At 71.5% G+C, this 21,584-nt stretch carries 16 protein-coding genes; 7 read left to right on the forward strand and 9 right to left on the reverse strand.

The features are described 5' to 3' along the window. Positions 1–11: 11 nt before the first annotated feature. A complete protein-coding gene (locus tag K8W59_RS18325; protein ID WP_223396392.1) occupies positions 12–1,031 on the forward strand; it encodes an FAD-dependent monooxygenase in 1,020 nt (339 codons plus the stop codon). On the opposite strand, the gene K8W59_RS18330 is transcribed toward K8W59_RS18325, so the two are convergent. Together K8W59_RS18330 and K8W59_RS18335 are read right to left on the reverse strand one after the other, a co-directional pair. Beyond that, positions 1,012–1,794, reverse strand: coding sequence for a thioesterase family protein (locus K8W59_RS18330; RefSeq protein WP_223396393.1), 783 nt, complete (start codon positions 1,792–1,794; stop codon positions 1,012–1,014). The genes K8W59_RS18325 and K8W59_RS18330 overlap by 20 nt on opposite strands. Positions 1,795–1,824: 30 nt before the next feature. Continuing rightward, complete coding sequence (locus tag K8W59_RS18335; RefSeq protein ID WP_223396395.1) at positions 1,825–2,163, reverse strand: TfoX/Sxy family protein; 339 nt, start codon at positions 2,161–2,163, stop codon at positions 1,825–1,827. A gap of 64 nt (positions 2,164–2,227) precedes the next feature. Between K8W59_RS18335 and K8W59_RS18340 the strand changes: the two genes are divergently transcribed. Beyond that, positions 2,228–3,295: a WD40/YVTN/BNR-like repeat-containing protein gene (locus tag K8W59_RS18340; protein WP_223396396.1), complete on the forward strand. Its 1,068-nt coding sequence runs from the start codon at positions 2,228–2,230 to the stop codon at positions 3,293–3,295. A gap of 88 nt (positions 3,296–3,383) precedes the next feature. On the opposite strand, the gene katG is transcribed toward K8W59_RS18340, so the two are convergent. Genes katG through K8W59_RS18360 form a run of 4 tightly spaced genes read right to left on the reverse strand, consistent with a single transcriptional unit; the run spans position 3,384 to position 8,815 of the window. Next, on the reverse strand, positions 3,384–5,573 hold the full coding sequence (gene katG, locus K8W59_RS18345) for a catalase/peroxidase HPI (RefSeq protein WP_223396403.1): 2,190 nt from the start codon (positions 5,571–5,573) through the stop codon (positions 3,384–3,386). 28 nt (positions 5,574–5,601) lie between these two features. Next, the gene (locus tag K8W59_RS18350) at positions 5,602–6,054 is read right to left on the reverse strand and encodes a Fur family transcriptional regulator (RefSeq protein ID WP_223396405.1); all 453 of its coding nucleotides are present in this window, start codon (positions 6,052–6,054) and stop codon (positions 5,602–5,604) included. A 46-nt stretch (positions 6,055–6,100) separates the two neighbouring features. Next, positions 6,101–7,351 carry a NupC/NupG family nucleoside CNT transporter gene (locus K8W59_RS18355; RefSeq protein ID WP_223396406.1) on the reverse strand — a complete coding sequence of 417 codons (1,251 nt, stop codon included), beginning with the start codon at positions 7,349–7,351 and terminating at the stop codon, positions 6,101–6,103. 42 nt (positions 7,352–7,393) lie between these two features. After that, positions 7,394–8,815 (reverse strand): APC family permease, encoded by a 1,422-nt coding sequence (locus tag K8W59_RS18360; RefSeq protein ID WP_223396408.1) that lies wholly within the window; start codon positions 8,813–8,815, stop codon positions 7,394–7,396. Between the two features lie 188 nt (positions 8,816–9,003). Between K8W59_RS18360 and lon the strand changes: the two genes are divergently transcribed. The 3 genes from lon to zwf are packed head-to-tail and all read left to right on the forward strand — an operon-like array spanning position 9,004 to position 13,974. Next, positions 9,004–11,343: an endopeptidase La gene (lon, locus tag K8W59_RS18365; RefSeq protein ID WP_223396409.1), complete on the forward strand. Its 2,340-nt coding sequence runs from the start codon at positions 9,004–9,006 to the stop codon at positions 11,341–11,343. 28 nt (positions 11,344–11,371) lie between these two features. Then, complete coding sequence (locus tag K8W59_RS18370) at positions 11,372–12,481, forward strand: prolyl oligopeptidase family serine peptidase (RefSeq protein WP_223396411.1); 1,110 nt, start codon at positions 11,372–11,374, stop codon at positions 12,479–12,481. A 47-nt stretch (positions 12,482–12,528) separates the two neighbouring features. After that, on the forward strand, positions 12,529–13,974 hold the full coding sequence (zwf, locus tag K8W59_RS18375; protein ID WP_223396413.1) for a glucose-6-phosphate dehydrogenase: 1,446 nt from the start codon (positions 12,529–12,531) through the stop codon (positions 13,972–13,974). A 419-nt stretch (positions 13,975–14,393) separates the two neighbouring features. Here zwf and K8W59_RS18380 read toward each other — a convergent pair whose 3' ends face one another. Together K8W59_RS18380 and K8W59_RS18385 are read right to left on the reverse strand one after the other, a co-directional pair. Next, positions 14,394–15,353, reverse strand: a complete 960-nt coding sequence (locus tag K8W59_RS18380) for a Dyp-type peroxidase (RefSeq protein ID WP_223396415.1) — start codon at positions 15,351–15,353, stop codon at positions 14,394–14,396. Between the two features lie 3 nt (positions 15,354–15,356). Continuing rightward, positions 15,357–17,936 carry an ATP-dependent Clp protease ATP-binding subunit gene (locus tag K8W59_RS18385; protein ID WP_223396416.1) on the reverse strand — a complete coding sequence of 860 codons (2,580 nt, stop codon included), beginning with the start codon at positions 17,934–17,936 and terminating at the stop codon, positions 15,357–15,359. Between the two features lie 168 nt (positions 17,937–18,104). Here K8W59_RS18385 and K8W59_RS18390 point away from each other — a divergent pair, with 168 nt between their 5' ends. After that, positions 18,105–18,752, forward strand: a complete 648-nt coding sequence (locus tag K8W59_RS18390) for a DUF1345 domain-containing protein (protein WP_223396418.1) — start codon at positions 18,105–18,107, stop codon at positions 18,750–18,752. Between the two features lie 16 nt (positions 18,753–18,768). On the opposite strand, the gene K8W59_RS18395 is transcribed toward K8W59_RS18390, so the two are convergent. Beyond that, positions 18,769–20,304 carry an MFS transporter gene (locus K8W59_RS18395; protein ID WP_223396420.1) on the reverse strand — a complete coding sequence of 512 codons (1,536 nt, stop codon included), beginning with the start codon at positions 20,302–20,304 and terminating at the stop codon, positions 18,769–18,771. 452 nt (positions 20,305–20,756) lie between these two features. Here K8W59_RS18395 and K8W59_RS18400 point away from each other — a divergent pair, with 452 nt between their 5' ends. Next, positions 20,757–21,533 (forward strand): zinc metalloprotease, encoded by a 777-nt coding sequence (locus tag K8W59_RS18400; RefSeq protein WP_223396422.1) that lies wholly within the window; start codon positions 20,757–20,759, stop codon positions 21,531–21,533. Positions 21,534–21,584: the final 51 nt, after the last annotated feature.

Raw genomic sequence — 21,584 nt, forward strand, 5'->3', positions numbered from 1 at the left:
CGTCGCCGCCCATGCAGCGGATCGTGGTCGTCGGCGGCGGCATCGCCGGCCTCACCCTCGCCGCGGCCCTGGACCCGGCGCGGTTCGAGGTCGAGCTGGTCGAGGCGCAGCCCGAGCGGGTCTCCGGCGGCGCGGCGCTGGGCCTATGGCCCTCGGCGCGCCGGGCGCTCGCCGGTCTCGGCGTCCTTCCCGCGACCGGCGACGGCGTCGCCGGGACGACAGTGGCCCTGCACGACCTGGCGGGCCGCCGCTTGGCGAGTGCGCGGGGCCCGGACATCGCGCTGGTCGACCGGCCCGCGCTGATGGCGGCCCTCGAGCGGGCGGTCCCGCCGACCGTCCGGCGCCGGGTCGCGGAGGTCGAGGACCCGTCGCAGCTCGACGCCGACCTGGTGGTCGGCGCGGACGGGGTGCGCAGCCGGGTCCGCGGGCTGGTGGACGCCTCGGCCGCCGATCGGGTGGAGACGCCGTACGTCGCGCTCCGGGGGATCCTGCCGTCGGTGGCCGGCGGCTACGGGGAGTATTGGGGAGCCGGCCGGCTGTTCGGGCTGGCGCCGATGCCGGACGGGCGGGCCTACTGGTTCTCCACCCATCGGTCGACGCTGGGCCCCGAGCCGCTGCCGGTCGCCGACGTGCTCGCCGAGGCCCGGCAGCGCTTCGACGGGGCGGCGTCGACCATCCGCGACGTCCTCGCCGACCCGGGCGAGCCCGTGCTGGCGACGCGGCTGTGGGTGGCGCCGCCGATGACCCGCTACGCGCGCGGGAGGTACGTCGTCCTCGGGGACGCCGCGCACGCGTCCCTGCCCAACCTGGGCCGCGGCGCCTGCGACGCGATCCTGGACGCGGCCGCTCTCGCCCGGACGCTCGATGCCGGCCGGTCCCTCGCCTCGTGGCAGGCGCGGCGCCTGCCGCCGACCCAGGCGGCGCGGCTCGCTGCCGGCGGGCTGATGCGACTCGCGCTGCTCGACCGCGGTCAGCGGGTGCGGGACGGGGCGCTGGCGAGGCTCGGGGCCCTCACATCGGCCGGACGGTGAGGATCTGGCTCATCGTGCCGATCGGTCCGCGCTCGTCGTGCAGCACGGACGCGGTGAGCCCGAGCCCGCGGTCGCCGAAGCTGACCCGGGTGTCGAAGCCGAGCCAGTCGCCGGTGGGCTCGGCGAACAGGTGGGCGGTGAGGTCGAGGTTGGGGAAGGCGACCTCACGCGGGTCCTGGCGCACCGTCATGCCGTTGGCGATGTCGAAGAGGCGAGCCGCGTGGGCGAGCCCGCCGACCGGCTCGCCGTCGAGCAGCGCCACGTCCGAGCGGACCCAGAAGACGGCGCGGCCGGGCTCCTCCTGAGCGCGGCGCAGCTGCGCGGACTCGATGAACCCGCCCGGCCAGACCGTGGTCGGGTCCCACGGCTCCAGCTCGTCCGGGCCGGGGATCGGATCCAGCGCGGTCCCGGCCACCGCGGCGGTGTCGCCGGGACGCATCAGCCACGCCCGGAGGAGTACGGCGTCCCGGCCGCCGCTCGACATCCGCGACTGCACCAGCTCGATCGTCCGCCCCGCTCGCAGCACCTCCACGTCGGTCTCGACCTCGCCGACGGGCAGCGTCCCGAGGATGTCCCAGGAGAGCCGGCCGATCACCAGGCCGTCGTCGCGCCGCGCGTCGCGGTCCTGCTCGACCACGTGCGCGAGCAGCCCCAGCGCGGGGGCGATGTGCTGCTCGTCGGTGCGCCAGGCGCCGCTCAGCCGCGGGGTCGCGCGGAACCGGCCGGCTCCGTCGAGCCGCTCGAAGTACGCCGTCTCAGCCACCCCGCCAGCATGGCACCGGCGGCCCGGGGCTCAGCGGCCGGGCTTGGGCGGCAGCGAGCGGGCGTACGCCGTACCGATCCCCACCCAGTCGCCCAGCACGGCGTCGTCGTCCAGCGCAGCCCGGTCGACCAGCAGCCACCCGGCCATCGGCCGCCCGCGCATCACCATCGGCGCGGCGCCGTCGCCGGCGAGCTCCTCGGATCGCTCCGGATCGACCCGGACCATCAGGCCGCCACTGCTGGCCGCGGCCACGGCCAAGTGGCCCTCGATCATGAAGCCCAGCCCGCCGAACATCCGCCGCTCGGTCACGCCCGGCTCGTCGGCGAGGCGGTCGCGGATCCGCTCGGCCAGCGTCTCGTCGTACGCCATGACCGAAGTATCGACCACTCGCCGCACTCTGGACACCCCCGCGGCGCTGCAGCAGGGTGCTGGCATGCGCACCCTGACCGGAGTCCTGGGGGCAGCGGCCCTCGCCGTGCCTCTCGCCGTCGCCGCGCCCGCGGTCGCCGCTCCCCGCCTGCCGGCGTCCGACTGGCGCGTGAGCGTGACCGATGCCGACCAGAGCCTCCGCGGACTGGACGCGGTCGACCGGGAGACCGCCTGGGTCAGCGGGGGCAGCGTCTCCGGCGGATCGGGCGGGGTCTTCCGGACCACCGACGGCGGCGCGACCTGGGAGGACGTGAGCCCGCCGGACGCCGAGGGTCTGGGCTTCCGCGACGTGGAGGCGCGCAGTGCCACCGAGGCGGTGGTGCTCTCCATCGGCGAGGGCGAGGCGTCCCGGATCTACCGCACAACCGACGGCGGCGCGACCTGGAGCGAGGCGTTCCGCAACGCCGAGCCGGCCGCGTTCTACAACTGCCTGGACTTCTACCCCGGCGGCCGGGTCGGGCTGGCGGTCAGCGACCCGGTCGACGGACGCTTCCGGATCGCCCGGACCACCGACGGTGGTCGGAGCTGGGAGCCCCTCCCCGACGACGGGATGCCCGACTCGACCGGTGAGTTCAACTACTCCGCGAGCGGCGACTGCCTGACCATCCGCGGCAACGACGCGTGGTTCGGCTCCGGGGGCGCCGCTGCGCGCGTGTATCACTCGCGGGACCGCGGCCTGACCTGGCGCGCCTCCGACGCCGGCGTCGCCACCGGGGAGGCGGCCGGCGTGTTCGCGCTGGCCTTCCGGACCCCGCGCGAGGGCGTGGTGGTCGGCGGTGACTTCGCGGCGCCCGCGCCGGGCACCTCGTCACGCACCCGGGACGCTCGCACCTGGAGCGCGTCCAGCACGCTCCCCGCCCTGGGCGAGGACGCCGCGTGGGTCTCCGGCGCCTCGCGGACGGTGCTGGCCGTGGGCGAGGCCGGCGACGTCGGGGGTACGGCGATCAGCCGCGACGGCGGCCGCACCTGGTCGTCGTACTCCTCCCAGGCCTTCCACACCCTCGACTGCACCCGCGACGGCTCCTGCTGGGCGGCCGGCTCCGGCGGGCGCGTGGGCGTGCTGGCGCGCTGAGTCGCGGCCCTCGCAGCGCACCTCGGCCCCGGGACGTCATACGCCCCGGGGAAGCGGTTCCCCGGGGCGTATGACGTTGTGGCTGGGGTCAGCGCACGTCGTACCGATCGTTGTCCATGACCTTGGCCCAGGCGGCCACGAAGTCGCGGACGAACCTCTCCTGCGCGTCGTCGGAGGCGTAGGCCTCGGCGACCGCGCGGAGCTCGGAGTTCGCGGAGAACACCAGGTCCGCCCGCGTCCCCGTCCAGGACTGGCCGTTCACGCCGGTGCCGACGAAGGTGTCGGCGTCGTCGCCGGGGCGCCACTGGGTGCCCAGGTCGAGCAGGTTGACCAGGAAGTCGTTGGTCAGCGTGCCCACCCGGTCGGTGAGTACCCCGTGCTGGGAGTCGCCCGCGTTCGCGCCGAGCACCCGCAGGCCCGCGACGAGCACGGTCATCTCCGGAGCGGTCAGGTTGAGCAGGTTGGCGCGGTCGACGAGGTGGTACTCCGCCGGCAGCTTGGCGTCCTCGGTGACGAAGTTGCGGAACCCGTCGACCCGCGGCTCGAGGTAGCCGAAGGACTCCACGTCGGTCTGCTCCGCGGTCGCGTCGCCGCGGCCGGAGGTGAAGGGCACCTCGACCTCGACTCCGGCCGCCCGAGCGGCCTGCTCCACGCCGACGTTGCCGGCCAGGACGACCGTGTCGGCGAAGGAGAGACCGGTGTCGGCCGCGATCGCCTCCAGCTTCGGCAGCACCTCGGCCAGCTCGGCCGGGTTGTTGACCTCCCAGCTGCGCTGCGGCTCCAGGCGGATCCGACCGCCGTTGGCGCCGCCGCGCTTGTCCGAGCCGCGGAAGGAGCCGGCCGCCGCGAAGGCGGTCCGCACCAGCTGAGGGACGGTGAGCCCGGAGTCGGCGATCGCCTGCTTGGCCGCGGCGACCGTCTCGGCGGAGGCCTGCCGGCCCGCCGGGATCGGGTCCTGCCAGAGCAGCTCCTCGCTGGGCACTTCGGGGCCGAGGTAGCGCGAGACCGGGCCCATGTCGCGGTGGGTCAGCTTGAACCAGGCGCGGGCGAACGCGTCGGCGAACTGGTCGGGGTTCTCCAGGAAGCGCCGCGAGATCTTCTCGTACTCCGGGTCGAAGCGCAGGGAGAGGTCGGTGGTGAGCATCGTGGGCACGCGCTTCTCGCCGCCCTCGTCGGGGGCGGGGATGATCGCCTCGGCGTCCTTGGCGAACCACTGGTGCGCGCCCGCCGGGCTCTTGCCCAGCTCCCACTCGTAGCCGAAGAGGATCTCGAAGAACCGGTTGCTCCACTCGGTCGGCTTGTCGGTCCAGATGACCTCCAGGCCGCTGCCGATCGCGTCCGCGCCCTTGCCGGAGCGGTAGGAGCTCTTCCAGCCCAGGCCGCCCTGCTCGATCGGGGCGGCCTCGGGCTCGGGGCCGACGTACTCCCCGGCGTCGGCGGCACCGTGGGTCTTGCCGAAGGTGTGCCCGCCGGCGATCAGGGCGACGGTCTCCTCGTCGTTCATCGCCATCCGGCCGAAGGTCTCGCGGATGTCGATCGCGGCGGCGACCGGGTCGGGGTGGCCGTTAGGACCCTCTGGGTTGACGTAGATGAGCCCCATCTGCACCGCGGCCAGCGGCTTCTCCAGGTCGCGGTCGCCGGAGTAACGCTCATCGCCCAGCCAGGTGGTCTCGGGGCCCCAGTAGACGTCGTCGTCGGGCTCCCAGGCGTCGACCCGGCCCCCCGCGAAGCCGAAGGTCTGGAAGCCCATGTTCTCCAGCGCGACGTTGCCGGCGAGGATCATCAGGTCGGCCCACGAGAGGCTCTGGCCGTACTTCTTCTTCACCGGCCACAGCAGGCGTCGCGCGTTGTCCAGCAGCACGTTGTCGGGCCAGGAGTTCAGCGGGGCGAACCGCTGCTGGCCGGTGCCACCGCCGCCGCGGCCGTCCTGCACGCGGTAGGTGCCGGCGGAGTGCCAGGCCATCCGGACCATCAGGCCGCCGTAGTGGCCGAAGTCCGCGGGCCACCAGTCCTGGGAGGTGGTGACGACCTGCTCGATGTCGCGCTTGACCTCGGCGAGGTCGAGGGAGTCGAACGCCGCGGCGTAGTCGAAGTCCGCACCCAGCGGGTTCGACTCGACCGGGTTCTTCGCCAGGATCCTCAGGTTGAGCCGCTCGGGCCACCACTTCTCGTTCGCGCTGCCCTGCGTGGGGTGCGCGTTGCCGTCGTGGAGGACGGGGCAGCCGGTGGCGCTGCTCTCGTTGAGCTCTCCGAGCTCGGTGCCTGCGTCGTTGGACATGGACGATCCTTTCGTCGAGATGGGCAGGTCAGGTCGTTCGGTTCGGGTCGTCGGAGCCCTGCGCACAGGCCGCGCAGAGTCCCCAGTAGATGACCTCGGCCTCGTCGACGACGAAGCCGTGGGTCAGGTGCTCGTCGCCGGCCGGGGTCAGGCAGGGAGCCCCGCCGACGGCGCAGTCCACGTCCGTGACCGAGCCGCAGGCCCGGCACACGAGGTGGTGGTGGTTGTCGCCGACTCGCAGCTCGTAGCGAGCCACCGAGCCGGCCGGCTGGATGCGCCGTACCAGCCCCGCGTCGGTGAGCGCGCCGAGGCAGTCGTAGACCGCCTGGTGCGACACCGTCGGGAGCGCGGAGCGCACCGAGGAGAGGACCGTGCCGGTGTCCGCGTGCGGATGCGCGTGGACGGCGTCCAGTACGGCGACCCGCGGCCGCGTCACGCGCATGCCTGCGCCGCGCAGCCGCTCCTCCGGGGTCGTCTCCATCGAGATCAACCCAACCCCCTTTTCTTGAACGAGTCAAGTTTGGCCGTCACCCGATGAGCACGCCCGCGATCGCCGCGCTCATCAGGTTCGCCAGCGTCGCGGCCAGGATCGCCCGGATGCCCAGGCTCGCGATCTCCGGGCGGCGCTCCGGCGCCAGGCCGCCGAGCCCGCCGAGCAGGATGCCGAGCGAGCCGAGGTTGGCGAAGCCGGTGAGCGCGAAGGAGATGATCGCGGCGGTCTTGTCGCTGAAGCTGCCGATCTCCGGGCCGAAGGCGCTGAAGGCGACGAACTCGTTGACCACGACCTTCTGCCCGACGAAGCTGCCGGCCTCCACGGCTTCGCCCCACGGGACGCCGATCATCGCCATCACCGGGGCGAAGAGCCAGCCGAGGATCTGCTCGAAGGTGAGGTCGCCGTACCCGAACCAGCCGGCGACCCCGCCGATGATCAGGTTCGCCAGCGCGATCAGCGAGATGAAGGCCAGCAGCATCGCGCCGATGGTGGCGGCCAGGCGCAGGCCGTCGGAGGCGCCGGAGGCGGCCGCGTCGATCACGTTGCGGTGCCGGGTCTCGTCGCCCTCCCTCGCCCCGCCGCGGGCGGAGGAGGCCTGCACCAGCTCCCGCTCCGCGGCCACCGCCTCCGCGTCGTCCTCCGGGACCAGGATCTTCGCCATCAGCAGCGCCCCGGGGGCCGCCATGAAGCTGGCGGCGATGAGGTACTCCAGCGGCGCACCCAGCAGGGAGTAGCCGACCAGCACCGACCCGGCGACCGTGGACAGGCCGCCGACCATGACGGCGAACAGCCCCGACCGGGACAGCCGCTTGATGAAGGGGCGGATCACCAGCGGCGCCTCGGTCTGGCCCACGAAGATGTTCGCCGCCGCGTTCACCGACTCGGCGTACGACGTCCCCAGCAGCCGGCCCAGGCCGCCGCCGATCACGGCGACCACCCGCTGCAGGATCCCCCAGTGGTAGAGCACCGCGGTCAGCGAGGCGAAGAAGATGATCACCGGGAGCACCTGCAGGGCGAACACCACGCCGTCGTCGGGCAGCAGCGGGCCGAAGAGGAAGCCGATGCCCTCGCGGGAGGAGTCGATCACCGCCTGCACGCCCTGGGACGCCGCCGCAAGGGCACGCCGTCCGGGCGACCAGTAGAGCACCAGGACCCCGAACCCGACCTGCAGCGCCAGCGCGCCCAGCACCGTCCGGGGCCGGATCGCCCGCCGGTTGGTCGAGAACAGGACCGCGATGCCGAGCAGCCCCGCCATCCCGGCGATCCCCCACAGCACGTCGAGCACGTGACCACTCCCTCTGCCGTCGCCGGCTCGGTTCCTCTCAGGTCAACGCCGACCCATCGCCCGCATCAGCTCCTGCTCCGCGTCGGCACTGGGTGCCACCTTGGCCAACCGCAGCATGAAGAACAAGCCGACCAGGGTCCACACGCCCACGATCACCCACTCGTAGGGCCAGATGAGCGCGGCCGCCTGACCGGGCATGAAGAGGAACGCCATGCCGCCCGCGGCCAGCACGGCGAGCACGCCGACGGCCACCCCGCCCGGCGTGCGGAACGGCCGCTCCATGCCGGGCTCGCGGCGGCGCAGGACCACGAAGCTGAGCGAGACCATGAGGAACGCCGCCACGATCGCCAGCCCGCCGGCGTCGACCAGCCAGACCAGGGTGGACTGACCGAACAGGGGCGCGATCACCGACAGGGCACCGATGAAGAGGATCGCGTTGCCCGGGGTGCGGTAGCGCGGGTGCAGCCGGCCGAACCAGCCGGGCAGCATCCCGGAGCGGGCCATCGCGAACACCAGGCGCGAGGCGCCGATCAGGAAGCCGTTCCAGGACGTGAGGATCCCGGCGATGCCACCGATCACCAGGACGGTGCCCATCGTCGGCGAGCCCCACAGCGCCGACATGGCGTCGGCTGCTGCCAGGTCGGAGGCTGCGAGCTCGCCGACCGGCAGCGCCGAGCCGACGGTGAGCATGACCATGACGTACCACCCGATGGCCATCAGCACCGAGACCAGGAGCACGACCCCGATCTGGCGGTACTCCAGGTTCACCTCCTCCGCGGACTGCGGGATCACGTCGAACCCGACGAACAGGAACGGGGTGGCCACCAGGACGCCGATCACCCCGGTGACGCCGCCGTTGAGCAGCGGCTGCATGTTGTCGCCTGCGCCGCCCACGGCGGATCCCGCGACCATCGCCACCCCCACGAGCAGCAGGAAGCCCACTGCCACGGTCTGGAACATCGCCGCAGGACGCACGCCGACGTAGTTGAGCGCGGTGATGACGACGGCGGCACCGACACCGACCGCGACCCAGCTGGCGTAGACGTCGTAGTCGGCGACCGTCCACAGCCGGCCGGCCAGCATGTCCGGGAAGAGGTAGAGCAGGGTCTGCGGCAGGGCGACGGCCTCGAAGGCGACCACGCTGACGTAGCCGAGCACCAGCGTCCAGCTGGTGAAGAACGCCGGCCGCGAGCCCATCGCCCGCAGCACGTAGTTGTGCTCGCCGCCGACATGCGGCATCGCCGCCACCAGCTCGGCGTAGCACAGCCCGACCAGCAGCACGACGATGCCGCCGAGGACGAAGGCCAGCACCGCACCGAGCGTGCCGGCCTCCTCCAGGAAGCCGCCGGTCAGGACGATCCAGCCGAAGCCGATCATCGCGCCGAAGGCGACCGCCAGCACGTCGAAGCGGCCGAGGACCCGGCTCATCGAGTGCTCGTGGTGTTCGCTGGTCGTCTCACTCATGCCGGGCCTCCTCGCCGCCGCCGGACCCATCGGGGCAGGCCCGGCTCTCCCCGCATGAAACGCACAGTTCGGTCGTCTTGTCGAGAGGTACGGCGCTCGACAGGCCGACGTACCTCTCGAGGAGGTTCGCTCAGGGCGAACACGCCGTATCGCGGGAATCGGACATCACCCCGAAGTGTTGAGCCGGCATGACCGAGACCGTGCAACTGCCCGTCCTGTTCCTCAACGACGTGGTCGTGCTGCCCGGGATGGTCGTGCCCATCGAGCTCGACGAGACAGCGCGCGCGGCGATCGACGCCGCCCGCCTGGCCGCCGGCGAGACCGGCACCCCCCGGGTCCTGATCGCGCCCCGACTAGAAGACCGCTACGCGACGTACGGCGTCTCCGCCGTCGTCGAGAAGGTCGGCCGCTTCGCCGGCGGCAACCCCGCCGCCGTGCTGCGTGCCGAGGACCGGGCCTCCATCGGCTCCGGCGTCACCGGCCCCGGTGTCGCCCTGTGGGTGGAGACCGAGTCCGTCCCGGACGCCGAGCCGACCGAGACCACCCGCGAGCTGGCCGAGCAGTACCGCTCCCTCGTGGTGTCCATCCTGGAGCGCCGTGAGGCGTGGCAGGTGATCAACACCGTGCGCGGGATCGAGGAGCCCGGCGCGCTGGCGGACACCTCCGGCTACGCCCCCTACCTGACCACCGACCAGAAGCGTCAGGTCCTGGAGACCCCCGACGTCGAGGAGCGGCTGCGGCAGCTCATCGAGTGGACCACGGACTACGACACCGAGGACGAGGTCAACGACAAGATCAGCCAGGACGTGCAGGAGAGCCTGGAGAAGAACCAGCGCGAGTTCCTGCTGCGCCAGCAGCTCGCCGCGATCCGCAAGGAGCTCGGCGAGGGCGAGCCGGACGGCTCCGACGACTACCGCGCTCGCGTGGAGTCCGCCGACCTGCCCGACGCGGTCCGTGAGGCCGCCATGCGCGAGGTGGAGAAGCTCGAGCGCTCCAGCGACCAGAACCCCGAGGCGGGCTGGATCCGCACCTGGCTGGACACCGTCTTGGACCTGCCCTGGAACGTGCGGACCGAGGACAGCAACGACGTCGCCGCGGCGCGGGCCGTGCTGGACGCCGACCACCACGGGCTGGACGAGGTCAAGGACCGGATCACCGAGTACCTCGCCGTGCGTGCCCGCCGCGCCGAGCGCGGGCTGGACGTGATCGGCGGCCGCGGCTCCGGCGCGGTGATCCTGCTCGGCGGCCCTCCGGGCGTCGGCAAGACCTCGCTGGGCGAGTCCGTGGCGCGCACCCTGGGCCGCACGTTCGTCCGGGTCGCCCTCGGCGGCGTCCGCGACGAGGCCGAGATCCGCGGCCACCGACGGACCTACGTCGGCGCGCTCCCGGGCCGGATCGTGCGGGCCATCAAGGAGGCCGGCTCGATGAACCCGGTCGTCCTGCTCGACGAGGTCGACAAGGTCGGCGCGGACTACCGCGGCGACCCGGCGGCCGCGCTGCTGGAGGTGCTCGACCCGGCGCAGAACCACACGTTCCGCGACCACTACCTCGAGCTCGACCTGGACCTGTCCGACGTCCTCTTCATCGCCACCGCCAACGTGGTGGAGCAGATCCCCTCGGCCCTGCTGGACCGCATGGAGCTGGTCACCATCGACGGCTACACCGAGGACGACAAGGTCGCCATCGCGCGCGACTTCCTCGTGGGCCGGCAACTGGAGCGGGCCGCGGTGACCCCCGAGGAGGTCACGATCTCCGACGAGGCGCTGGCCGAGATCGCCGCGAACTACACCCGCGAGGCGGGTGTGCGGCAGCTCGAGCGGCTGCTCGCCAAGGCGTTCCGCAAGGCCGCGACCCGGCTCTCGACCGGCGAGGTCGACAGGGTCGACATCGGCAAGGAGGAGCTCAAGGACCTCATCGGTCGTCCGCGCTTCACCCCCGACAGCCACGAGCGGACCGACGTCCCCGGTGTCGCCACCGGCCTGGCCGTCACCGGCCTGGGCGGCGATGTGCTCTACGTCGAGACGTCGGTGGCCGAGGGCAAGCCGGGCCTGACCGTCACCGGACAGCTGGGCGATGTGATGAAGGAGTCGGCGTCGATCGCGCTCTCCTGGGTGCGGGCGCACGCGGACGAGCTGGGTGTCGACCCGGCCGTCTTCGAGCGGTCGATCCACGTGCACTTCCCGGCCGGCGCGGTGCCCAAGGACGGCCCCTCCGCGGGCGTCACCATGGTGACCGCGCTCGTGTCGCTGCTGACCGGGCGACCGGTGCGCGGCGACGTCGGGATGACCGGCGAGGTGACCCTGTCGGGCCGGGTGCTCCCGATCGGCGGCGTGAAGCAGAAGCTGCTCGCCGCGCAGCGGGCCGGGCTGGCCGAGGTGTTCATCCCCGAGCGCAACGAGCCCGACCTGGACGACGTACCGGAGGAGATCCTGCAAGAGCTCACCGTGCGCCCGGTCGGCCGGGTGACCGACATCCTGGAGATCGCGCTGGAGTCCTCCGGCGCGGGCGAGGAAGCGCAGGCCGCCTGACCCTCCGCCCTCCCGGCACACTGGGTCCATGACCCGACCCCGTCGAGGCCCCGTCGCCGCCGCCCTGACGCTCGCGCTGCTGGTGCTCACCGGCTGCTCGAGCGACTCAGAGACGCCGGCGGCGGGGCCTTCGTCGGATCCGACGTCAGCCACGGCGGAGCCCTCGGAGAGGCTCTCGGACCGGGCCTCGGAGTCAGCCGGGTCGGCGCCGGCCGAGTCCGCGAGCCCGTCGACGGCCGCGCCGGACCCGATCTCGATCGCCGCCTTGGCCGAGGCGGACCTGCCCGGCGGCGGGCTGCGGCTGGGCGCCGTCCGCGAGCGGACGGCGGGCTACACGTCGTACGACGTCACCTTCCGCTCCACCCTCGCCGGCCGCGGCACCCGCCCCCTGACCATCAGCGGCGTGCTCAACGTCCCCCGCGGCGAGGGGCCCTTCCCCGCGGTCGTGCTGGCGCACGGGTTCATCGAGCCGTCGAGCTATGTGCGCGGGCAGGGGATGACCCGTGAGCGCGGCTTCCTGGCCGACCGGGGGTACGTCGCCCTCCACGTGGACTACCGCAACCACGCCGAGTCCACCGACGACCCGCGCGTGCAGAGTGCCGTGCGGTTGGGATACAGCACCGACGTGATCGCCGCGACCAAGGCGCTGCGCGCCTCCGACGAGGTCGACGTCGACCCCGAGCGGATCGCGCTGTTCGGCCGGTCGATGGGCACCGGCGTCATCCTCAAGGCGCTGGAGATCGAGCCCGGGCTGGCCGCCGCGGGCGTCGCCTGGGCGTCGGTCTCGAGCCTGGAGGCCCAGAACTACCGGCACTTCAACGCCGCCGACCCGGCCTTCGCCACCGAGCGCGAGGCGATGCAACGCCGGCACGGGCTGCCCGCCGAGAGCCCCGGGTTCTGGCGGGGCATCTCCTCCCGCCCCGCGTTCGGCTCGATCACCGAGCCGGTGCTGCTGGCCCACGGGCGCAACGACGAGACCTGCCCGCCGCGGTGGGCGCGCGCGACCCAGCGGGCGCTCACCGAGGCCGGGGTCGACTCGACGCTGGAGTGGTACGACGACCAGCACGCCTTCGGGCCCGTGTTCGTCCCCGCGATGAACCGGACCGTGCGCTTCCTGGACCGGCGGATGCCTGGCTGAGCGCGCCGGGCGTGGACGCGCGCCCGGCCACGCGGCATGGTGGAGCCATGTCCGCGGTGACCACCCCCACGACCGTCGTCCTCTTCGGCGCCACCGGCGATCTGGCCCGGCGCAAGCTGCTGCCCGGCCTGCTGCACCTCTACAAGACCGGGCTGCTGCCCAACATCCGGATCGTCGGCACCTCGCTGGAGGACTACGACCAGGACTCCTTCGTGGAGTTCGCCCGCGAGTCGGTGCACGAGTTCGGCGGCGACGACGGCGACACCGAGGCGTGGCCGGAGTTCGCGAAGCTGCTGCACTGGGCGCCGGGGTCCGGCGGCGCGGACGCGTTGAAGCGCGCGGTCAAGGAGGCGGAGGCCGACCTGGATCAGCCGGCGCAGCGGCTGCACTACCTCAGCGTCCCGCCCAAGGCCGCGCTGTCCGTCGTACACCTCCTCGACGAGGCCGACCTGGTCGCGGACAGCCGGATCGTGATGGAGAAGCCGTTCGGCACCGACCTCGCCTCCGCGCAAGACCTCAACCGCGAGCTGCACGAGGTCTTCGACGAGCAGCAGATCTTCCGGATCGATCACTTCCTGGGCAAGGAGGCGGCGCAGAACATCCTGGCGTTCCGCTTCGCCAACGGCCTGTTCGAGCCGATCTGGCATCGCAACACCATCGACCACATCCAGATCGACGTGCCGGAGTCGCTGGGGCTGGAGCAGCGGACCTCGTTCTACGAGTCGACCGGCGCCTACCGCGACATGGTGGTGACCCACCTGTTCCAGGTGATGGCCTTCATCGCGCTGGAGCCGCCGACGTCGCTGGAGCCCGAGGCGATCTCGGAGGAGAAGCGCAAGGTCTTCCGCTCGATGCTGCCGATCGAGCCGCAGAACGTGGTGCGCGGGCAGTACGTCGGCTACCGCGACATCGACGGCGTCGCCCCGGAGTCGGAGACCGAGACCTTCATCGCGCTCAAGTGCTTCGTGGACAACTGGCGCTGGGCCGGCGTGCCGTTCTACCTGCGCACCGGCAAGCGGATGGCCGAGGGCGCGCGGATCATCTCGATCGCGTTCAAGGAGCCGCCGAAGTCGATGTTCCCGCCGGGCTCCGGTGTCGGCGACCACGGCCCGGACCACCTGACCTTCGACCTGGCCGACCGGTCGCGGATGTCGCTGTCGTTCTACGGCAAGCGGCCCGGGCCGGGGATGAAGCTGGACAAGCTGTCCATGCAGTTCGCGATGAACGACACGCAATGGGCGGGCTCGCTGCTGGAGGCCTACGAGCGGCTGATCTACGACGCCGTCCGCGGCGACCGGACCCTGTTCACCTCCGCCGACGGGATCGAGCGGCTGTGGGAGGTCTCGGCGCCGCTGCTGGAGAACCCGCCCCCGGTCCGGCCGTACGCCCAGGGCTCATGGGGCCCGAACCAGATCCACCAGCTGGTCGCGCCGTACGCCTGGCGCCTGCCCTTCGAGCGCAGCTGGCGCGACCCGAACACCGCCGGCGCCTGACTCACCCACCCCGAGTCGGCGCTACTTCACCCCCAGTCGGCGCTACTTCACCCCCAGTCGGCGCTACTTCACCCCGAGTCGGCGCTAGTTAACGCCGACTCGGCGTCAACAAGCGCCGACTCGAGCAGGATGTAGGGGTTCCGGCGGCCCGCCGTACTGCCCCGTCCCCCTCATCGACCCGCCGCATGTAACGCACAGTTCGGTCAGCTTGCGGAGCGGTACGGCACTCGACAAGCCGATCGAACTCTCGACAACTTCCCAGAGGTACGGCGAACGCCGGCGGCCACCCGGAGCCGGCGCCGTTTCACGCCTGCAGCGTCAACAAGCGCCGACTCGGGGTGAACAAACGCCGACTGGGCGTCAACAAGTGCCGACTCGGCTGGGGGTGGAGTGGGGGGTGGGGTACGGCGACCCCGCCGCTAGCCGTTCCCCGTGGACCGCTTCCGCGCCGCCTCGAGGGCGGGCTCGGGGTCATCGAGGAACTCCTCGGTGGGCACGAAGAACAAGCACCCGGTGACCGGGGTGGAGAAGTCCAGGATGCGGTCGTAGTTCCCCGGCGGCTTGCCGATGAACATGTTGCGCAGCATCTCCTCGGTGACCCCGGGGTCGCCGGCGTACCCGATGAAGTAGGTCCCGAACTCCTTGGCCCCGACCTCGCCGAAGGGCATGTTGTCCCGCACGATCTTGCGCTGGACCCCGTCCGCGTCCTCGATCGTGTTGAGCACGACGTGGGAGTCCGAGGCCTTCTCGTCGTCGGGGAACTCGATGTCGTCCAGCTTGGTCCGGCCAATCACCTTCTCCTGCTCCTCGATGGAGAGCCCGTGCCAGGCGTCGAGGTCGTGCAGGTACTTCTGCACGATGACGTAGCTGGATCCGGTGAAGGGCGGATCCTTGTCCCCGACGAGGACCGCCTCCTCGGCGAACTTGCCCTCCGGGTTCTCGGTGCCGTCGACGAAGCCGAGCAGGTCGCGCTCGTCGAAGAACTTGAACCCGTGCACCTCGTCGACCACCTGGCCGACCTTCTCCAGCTTGCCGGTGATCTGCATCGCCAGCTCGAAGCACATGTCCAGCCGCTCCGAGCGCAAGTGGATCAGGATGTCGCCGGGCGTGGAGACCGCGGTGTGCTTGTCCCCGCGGATCTCCTCCAGGGTGTGCAGCCCGGCCGGCCGCGGCGCGTCGAAGAGCCGGTCCCACATGTCCGCGCCGATGCCGATCACGCAGTCCAGGTGCCCGTCGGGGATCCGGAACGAGGTGCCGCGGGTCAGACCCGGGAGACCGGAGAGCAGGTCACGAACGGCCTGCTCCCCGCCCTCGTTGACGGTGTAGACGAGGAACATGCCGGCCCGCGTCGGAGGTACGACGACCTTCTGGGTCGGCACGACTCACTCACCGTCCTTCTGCTCGGACTTCTGGTTCGCGGAGCCGGACTCCTCCGACGAGCCACCGCCCTCCGAGGAGCCACCGCCCTCCGACGAGCCGGAGGAGTCGGCGGACCCGGTGGAGTCGGCGGAGTCCCCGCTCTCACCACTGTCCACGGTGATGTCCAGCTCGTCGTCCTTGACCCCGACCTTGACGGTGTCGCCGGGGCCGACCGCGCCGCCGAGGAGCAGCCGGGAGAGCTTGTTGTCCAGCTCGCGCTGGATCGTCCGGCGCAGCGGGCGGGCACCGAACTCGGGCTCGTAGCCCTTGTCGGCCAGCCAGTCCTTGGCGGCATCGTCCACGTCGAGACCGACGTCCTGGGCCTTGAGCAGCCGCTCGGTCTGCCCCAGCAGGAGCACGACGATCTGGCGCAGCTCCTCCTTGGTGAGGCGGTGGAAGATCACCGTCTGGTCGATCCGGTTGAGGAACTCCGGCCGGAAGTGGGCGCGGAGCATCTCCATGATCTCCGGCTCCATCTGCTCCAGGTCCTCATCGCCTGCCCGCAGGATCACGTCCGACCCGATGTTGCTGGTCATGATCACGATCGTGTGGGTGAAGTCGACGGTGCGGCCCTGGGCGTCGGTCAGCCGGCCGTCGTCGAGCAGCTGCAGCAGGGTGTTGAAGACGTCCGGGTGGGCCTTCTCGACCTCGTCGAAGAGAATCACCGAGTAGGGCTGGCGGCGCACCTTGTCGGTGAGCTGGCCGGCGTCCTCGTAGCCGACGTACCCCGGAGGCGCTCCGACGAGCCGGGAGACGGTGTGCTTCTCCTGGAACTCGCTCATGTCGAAGCGGATCATCCGGTCGGTCTCGCCGAAGACCGCCTCCGCGAGCGCCTTGGCCAGCTCGGTCTTGCCGACGCCGGTGGGGCCGAGGAAGAGGAACGAGCCGAGCGGACGGTTGGGGTCGGCCAGCCCGGAACGGCCGCGGCGGACCGCCTCGGAGACCACGACGACGGCCTCGGACTGGCCGATGACCCGCTCGTGCAGCATGTCCTCCAGCCGCAGCAGCCGGGTCCGCTCCTCCAGGGTGAGGTCCGAGACCGGGATGCCGGTACGGCGGGACACGACCTCGGCGATGTCGACCACGTCCACGGTCGGCGTGGTGCCGCCACCGGCCTCCTGGAACTTCTCCTCGACCTTGCTCCGCTCCTGCTTGAGCTTCGCTGCGTGGTCGTACTGCTCGTTGGCGACCGCGGACTCGATCTCCCGGTTGAGTCGGTTCAGGTCGTCCTCGACCTCACGGGTCTCGGGGTCCGGGGTGCGGGCCTTGAGTCGGGCCCGCGCACCGGCCTGGTCGACCAGGTCGATCGCCTTGTCCGGCATGAAGCGGTCGGTGATGTAGCGGTCGGAGAGCTCCGCCGCCGCCACCAGCGACTCGTCGGTGTAGGTGACGTCGTGGTGGGCCTCGTAGACGTCGATCAGGCCGCGGAGGATCTCGATGGTGTCGTCCACGGTCGGCTCGCTCACCATCACCGGCTGGAAGCGGCGCTCGAGCGCGGCGTCCTTCTCGATGTAGCGGCGGTACTCGTCGATCGTCGTCGCGCCGATAGTGTGCAGCTTGCCGCGGGCCAGCGCCGGCTTGAGCAGGTTGCCGGCGTCCATCGAGCCCTCGCCGCCGCTGCCGGCACCGACCACGGTGTGCAGCTCGTCGATGAACAGGATGATCTCGTCGGAGTGGGCCTCGACCTCGTCGAGCACCTTCTTCAGCCGCTCCTCGAACTCGCCGCGGTACTTCGAGCCGGCCACGAGCGCGCCCATGTCCAGCGCGATCACCCGGGAGTCCACCAGCGAGGACGCCACGTCGCCGTTGACGATCCGCTGCGCGATCCCCTCAACGATGGCGGTCTTGCCGACACCGGGGTCGCCGATGAGCACCGGGTTGTTCTTGCGGCGCCGGGAGAGGATCTCCACGGTCTCCGCGATCTCGTCGGCGCGGCCGACCACCGGGTCGAGGTCGCCGGCGCGGGCCTCGGCGGTCAGGTCGCGACCGAACTCGTCCAGGGTCGGCGTGTCGCTCTCGGCGGACGCGTCCTTGCCGTTCTGGCCACGGGCCGCCGCGGCGCCGCCGTCGGCGACCGCGCGGGCGAGCACCTTGGCCGCCGGGCTCTCCCGGTTGGAGGCGATCCCGACGAGGAGGAACTCCGGGCCGATGTAGCCGGCGCCGGACTGGGCCGCCTGCTGCTGGGCCACCCGGAGCGCGGCACGCAGCCGGGGGCCGAAGCGCGGCTGCCCCTCACCGTCGGTGGGGTATTGCGCGGTCACGTTGGACATCTCCGCGGCCGCCGCGTCCGGCTCGATGCCCAGGTTCGCCAGCATCGTGCGGCCGGGCTCGTTGACCGCCGCGGCGTGCAGCACGTGCTCCGGCGTCACCTCGGGGTTGCCGGCGTCCTGTGCCTCCTGCGATGCCTCGGCGAGCAGCCGCTTCGCGTCGTCGGTCAGCAGGCGACCGAGATCCACCCGCTGCACGGGGGGCTGGGCGCCCATCGAGCCGAAGAACCGCTCGAAGATGTCGTCGAAGGATGAACCCATCGGCCACTCGGACATTGGTCACTCCCCAAGATCGCTGTGGTCACCGGCGCCGACCCTCGGGCTCCTCCACCGGTGCTGTCCCGACGCACGCTAGCGGTCGCGGAATCGGGACGGAACCATCCGATGGGGGGAAGACGCGCCCCCTAGACTCTGCCGTCCGATCATCACCATCCCGGGAGGCCCATGTCCCGATCGACACGTGCACCGTCCTCGGCGGCCGTGCGCCTGGGCGGATCCATCGCGGTGGGTGGCGCCGTGGGCCTGCTCGTCCTCCGCGCCGGAGAGCCGGCATTGGCGGGTCTCACCGGCTTCGCGCTCACCCATCTGACGTTCGTGGTCTGGGGCTGGGCAGCGCTGTGGCCGATGGACGCCGAGACGACGCGTTCGAACTCACGGCGCGAGCGGCTGCGCCGTACCATCGACGAGCTCCTGGTCGTGGTCATCGCGGTCGGTGCGTTGGTCGGGATCGTGCTGCTGATGCTGCTGGCCGACTCGGCCGAGGGGAACCTCGCCGCGCTGATCGCGCTGGCCGGCGTCTTCATGGCGTGGGCGAGCCTGCACCTGATGTACTCCAGCCACTACGCCGACCTCTACTACGAGTACGGCGACGGCGGCGGCGGCATCGACTTCAACATGAAGCAGCCGCCGTCGTTCAGCGATTTCCTGTACTTCAGCTACACCCTCGGGATGACCTACGCCGTCTCCGACACCAACGTGTCCTCGCCCGCGATCCGCAACGTGGTGGTCCGGCAGACGCTGCTGTCCTACGTCTTCGGCATGGTCGTGATGGCCAGCACGATCAACCTGGTCGCGGGCATCACGATCAGCTGAGCGGGAGTACGCCGGCTCAGCTCCACCCGCAGTCGCGCTCCTCGAACTGCTGCGTCGTGCTGGCCAGCGGTGGCGCGGCGACGCCGCAGTGGTGGAGCTGCTCGGGTGTCGGCGCCTCGGCCCGCTCCCCCGGCTCCTCGTCCTCCAAGACGTCGTTGCGGATGGTCAGCCACCCCAGGAGGCCGCCGGCGAGCACCAGGCCGGCCGCGATCAGGACCGCCCGGTCGAAGCCGGCGTCGAACGCCGCGGGGTCGCTCTCGACCTGGCCGGAGAGCCCGGCGACCGCGGGGATCGCCGCGACCGCGAGCAGGCCGCCGGTCCGGGCCACCGCGTTGTTGACGCCCGAGGCGAGCCCGGAGTGGCCGGAGTCGACACTCGCTAGAGCGGTGGCCGTCAGCGGCGCGACCATGGCCGAGAGGCCGAGGCCCATCACGGCGACGGGCACGAGCACGTCGACGACGTAGGAGGCGTCCGGGCCGATCCGCACCATCAGCGCCATCCCGGCCGCGACGAGGACCGGACCGACGGTGAGCTGCAGCCGCGGCCCGATCCGGGTGGCCAGGTCGCCCGATCGGCCCGACAGCAGGAGCATCAGAACGGTCGCGGGCAGGAGCGACACCCCCGCGGCGATGGCGCCGAAGCCGGAGACCACCTGCAGCTGCACGACCAGAAGGAGCATGACCACGCCGAGGCCGGCGTAGACCGTCAGGGTCATCGCGTTGACGGCGGAGAACTGGCGGGAGGAGAAGACGCTCAGCGGGAGCATCGGGTGAGCGCTGGTGCGCTCGACCCACCGGAAAGCGACGCCGGCGAGGACGCCCACGGCGGCGCTGACCAGCACCCAGGTGCTCCAACCCTGCTCCCCGCTGGAGATGAGGGCATAGCTGACGCCCGCGAGCGCGACCACGCCGAGGATCGCGCCCGCGACGTCGAGGCCGGGCGCGGCGGTCTCGTCGCGCGACTCCGGCACGTGCTTGACCGCGATCCACACCACGAGCGCGGCGATCGGGACGTTGATGAGGAAGACCCAGTGCCAGGAGGCGAAGTCCACCAGCCACCCGCCGAGGAAGGGGCCGATCGCGGTGGCGACGCCGCCCAGGCCGGACCAGGCGCCGATCGCCCGGGCCCGGTCCTCGGGCGCGAAGGACGCCTGCAGCATGGACAGGCTGCCGGGGGTGAGGAGCGCGGCGCCGACACCCTGCAGCGCGCGGGCGGCGATCAGCACCCCGGCGCTGGGCGCGAGCCCGCAGGCGAGCGAGGCGAGGGCGAACCAGACGACCCCGATGACGAAGACCCTGCGCCGGCCGAGCCGGTCGCCGAGCACGCCGCCGACCAGGATGAAGGCGGCCAGGGTCAGGGCGTAGGCCGAGACCGTCCACTGCAGTGTCGCGAACGAGGCGTCGAAGGACTCCCCGATCGCGGGCAGCGCCACGTTGACGACGGTCGCGTCGATCCCGGCCAGCCCGGAGCCGAGGATGGTGGCCAACAGCAGCCACCGGCCCTGCGGCGTACCGAACCTCACCCCGCCCGCATCCGTCTCCGTGTCCGCCATCGGGCCAGCATCGCAGGTCGATGAGGTTCGCGGGCTCGGCCTCGTCGCGCCGAAAGGCGGGCAGCACTCCGCCCGCGACCGACGGCTGCATCAGGCCCGGCATGTCGCCGGGGAGGGCGGCCGCCCTCCCCGGCCCAACGCACGCCGCTCAGCACAGCAGGCCCGCTCCTGAAACAGCCTCCCGGGGAGATCGGCACACGCGGTCCCGATGCCCAACGTGACGAAGGAATCCAGCCGATGAGCTGACCGACCGCCACCGAGAGGCCGGACCACGATCTGGGACCACCGTCTAGCGTCGGTCACGGCGCCCGCCCGGCATCGCGTGACGCGGTGGGCATTCAGCCTCATCCTTGTGTGAGAGGAGACCGAACAATGATCAACTACGCCTACGCCGCCCTCCCTGACATTGATACGCAGTTGAGCGAACGGTTCGAGGGCGGCGTGGAATCGGCGTGGGGCAAAACAACGCTGAGTCCTCTGAAGGCATCGACTCTCCTGATCTGGATCCTGCCGCACCCATCCCTCCGGAACCAACCGAAGAACCGGCGCCTGACAGTCCTCCGACTGATGTTGACGCTCCGGAAGGCCCGACGGCCGCCAAGGTGGTCGCGTCGGCGCCGGGAGAGTGCAGCGATGGCGCCTACAACACTGCCGACCTTAAGGAGTACGGCACGTACAACTGGTACATGGGTGACGGGCCGAACCCTGCTGGCCTCAGCGATGCTGACATCAGGGCAGAGTTCGGTGCATCACTTGGCAATGTGACTGGCCAGAACACTAACTGCGCTGACTACGCCACCGACCGCGTGGAGGCCAAGGCCGCCTACCAGGGCCAGACCACCAAGGAGGCCGACATCAACGCAGATAACACATGCCAGTCTCGTGATCACACCAGCACCTGGGACGCCGGGAACCTCACGGCTGGCACACTCGGAAGATTCTGCTATTGGAGTGTCCCCACCCCTGGCGCAAAAAATGATCTGGTGGAAGCGGACGTTCGTTTCAACACCGTTGACGCCGACTGGACCCGAAAGGTAACCGCGTACTGCACCACGCGGTTCGACATCCGTTCCACCGGAACGCACGAAGCGGGTCATGTGTTCGGACTCAAGCACGTGGGCGCCGGGCACGATAACCTGACGATGTACTCGCCAGGCGGGACACCCTGCGACACGCGGCGAAGGACCCTAGGGAAGGGTGACATTCTCGGACTGCGCTCCATCTACTGAACGCCAAGCACGGCACGAGGAGAGTTGAGTCCTACAGAGTGGTGTACGACA

Origin of the sequence: Nocardioides rotundus (assembly GCF_019931675.1) — a bacterium.
Classification (GTDB): Bacteria; Actinomycetota; Actinomycetes; order Propionibacteriales; family Nocardioidaceae; genus Nocardioides; species Nocardioides rotundus.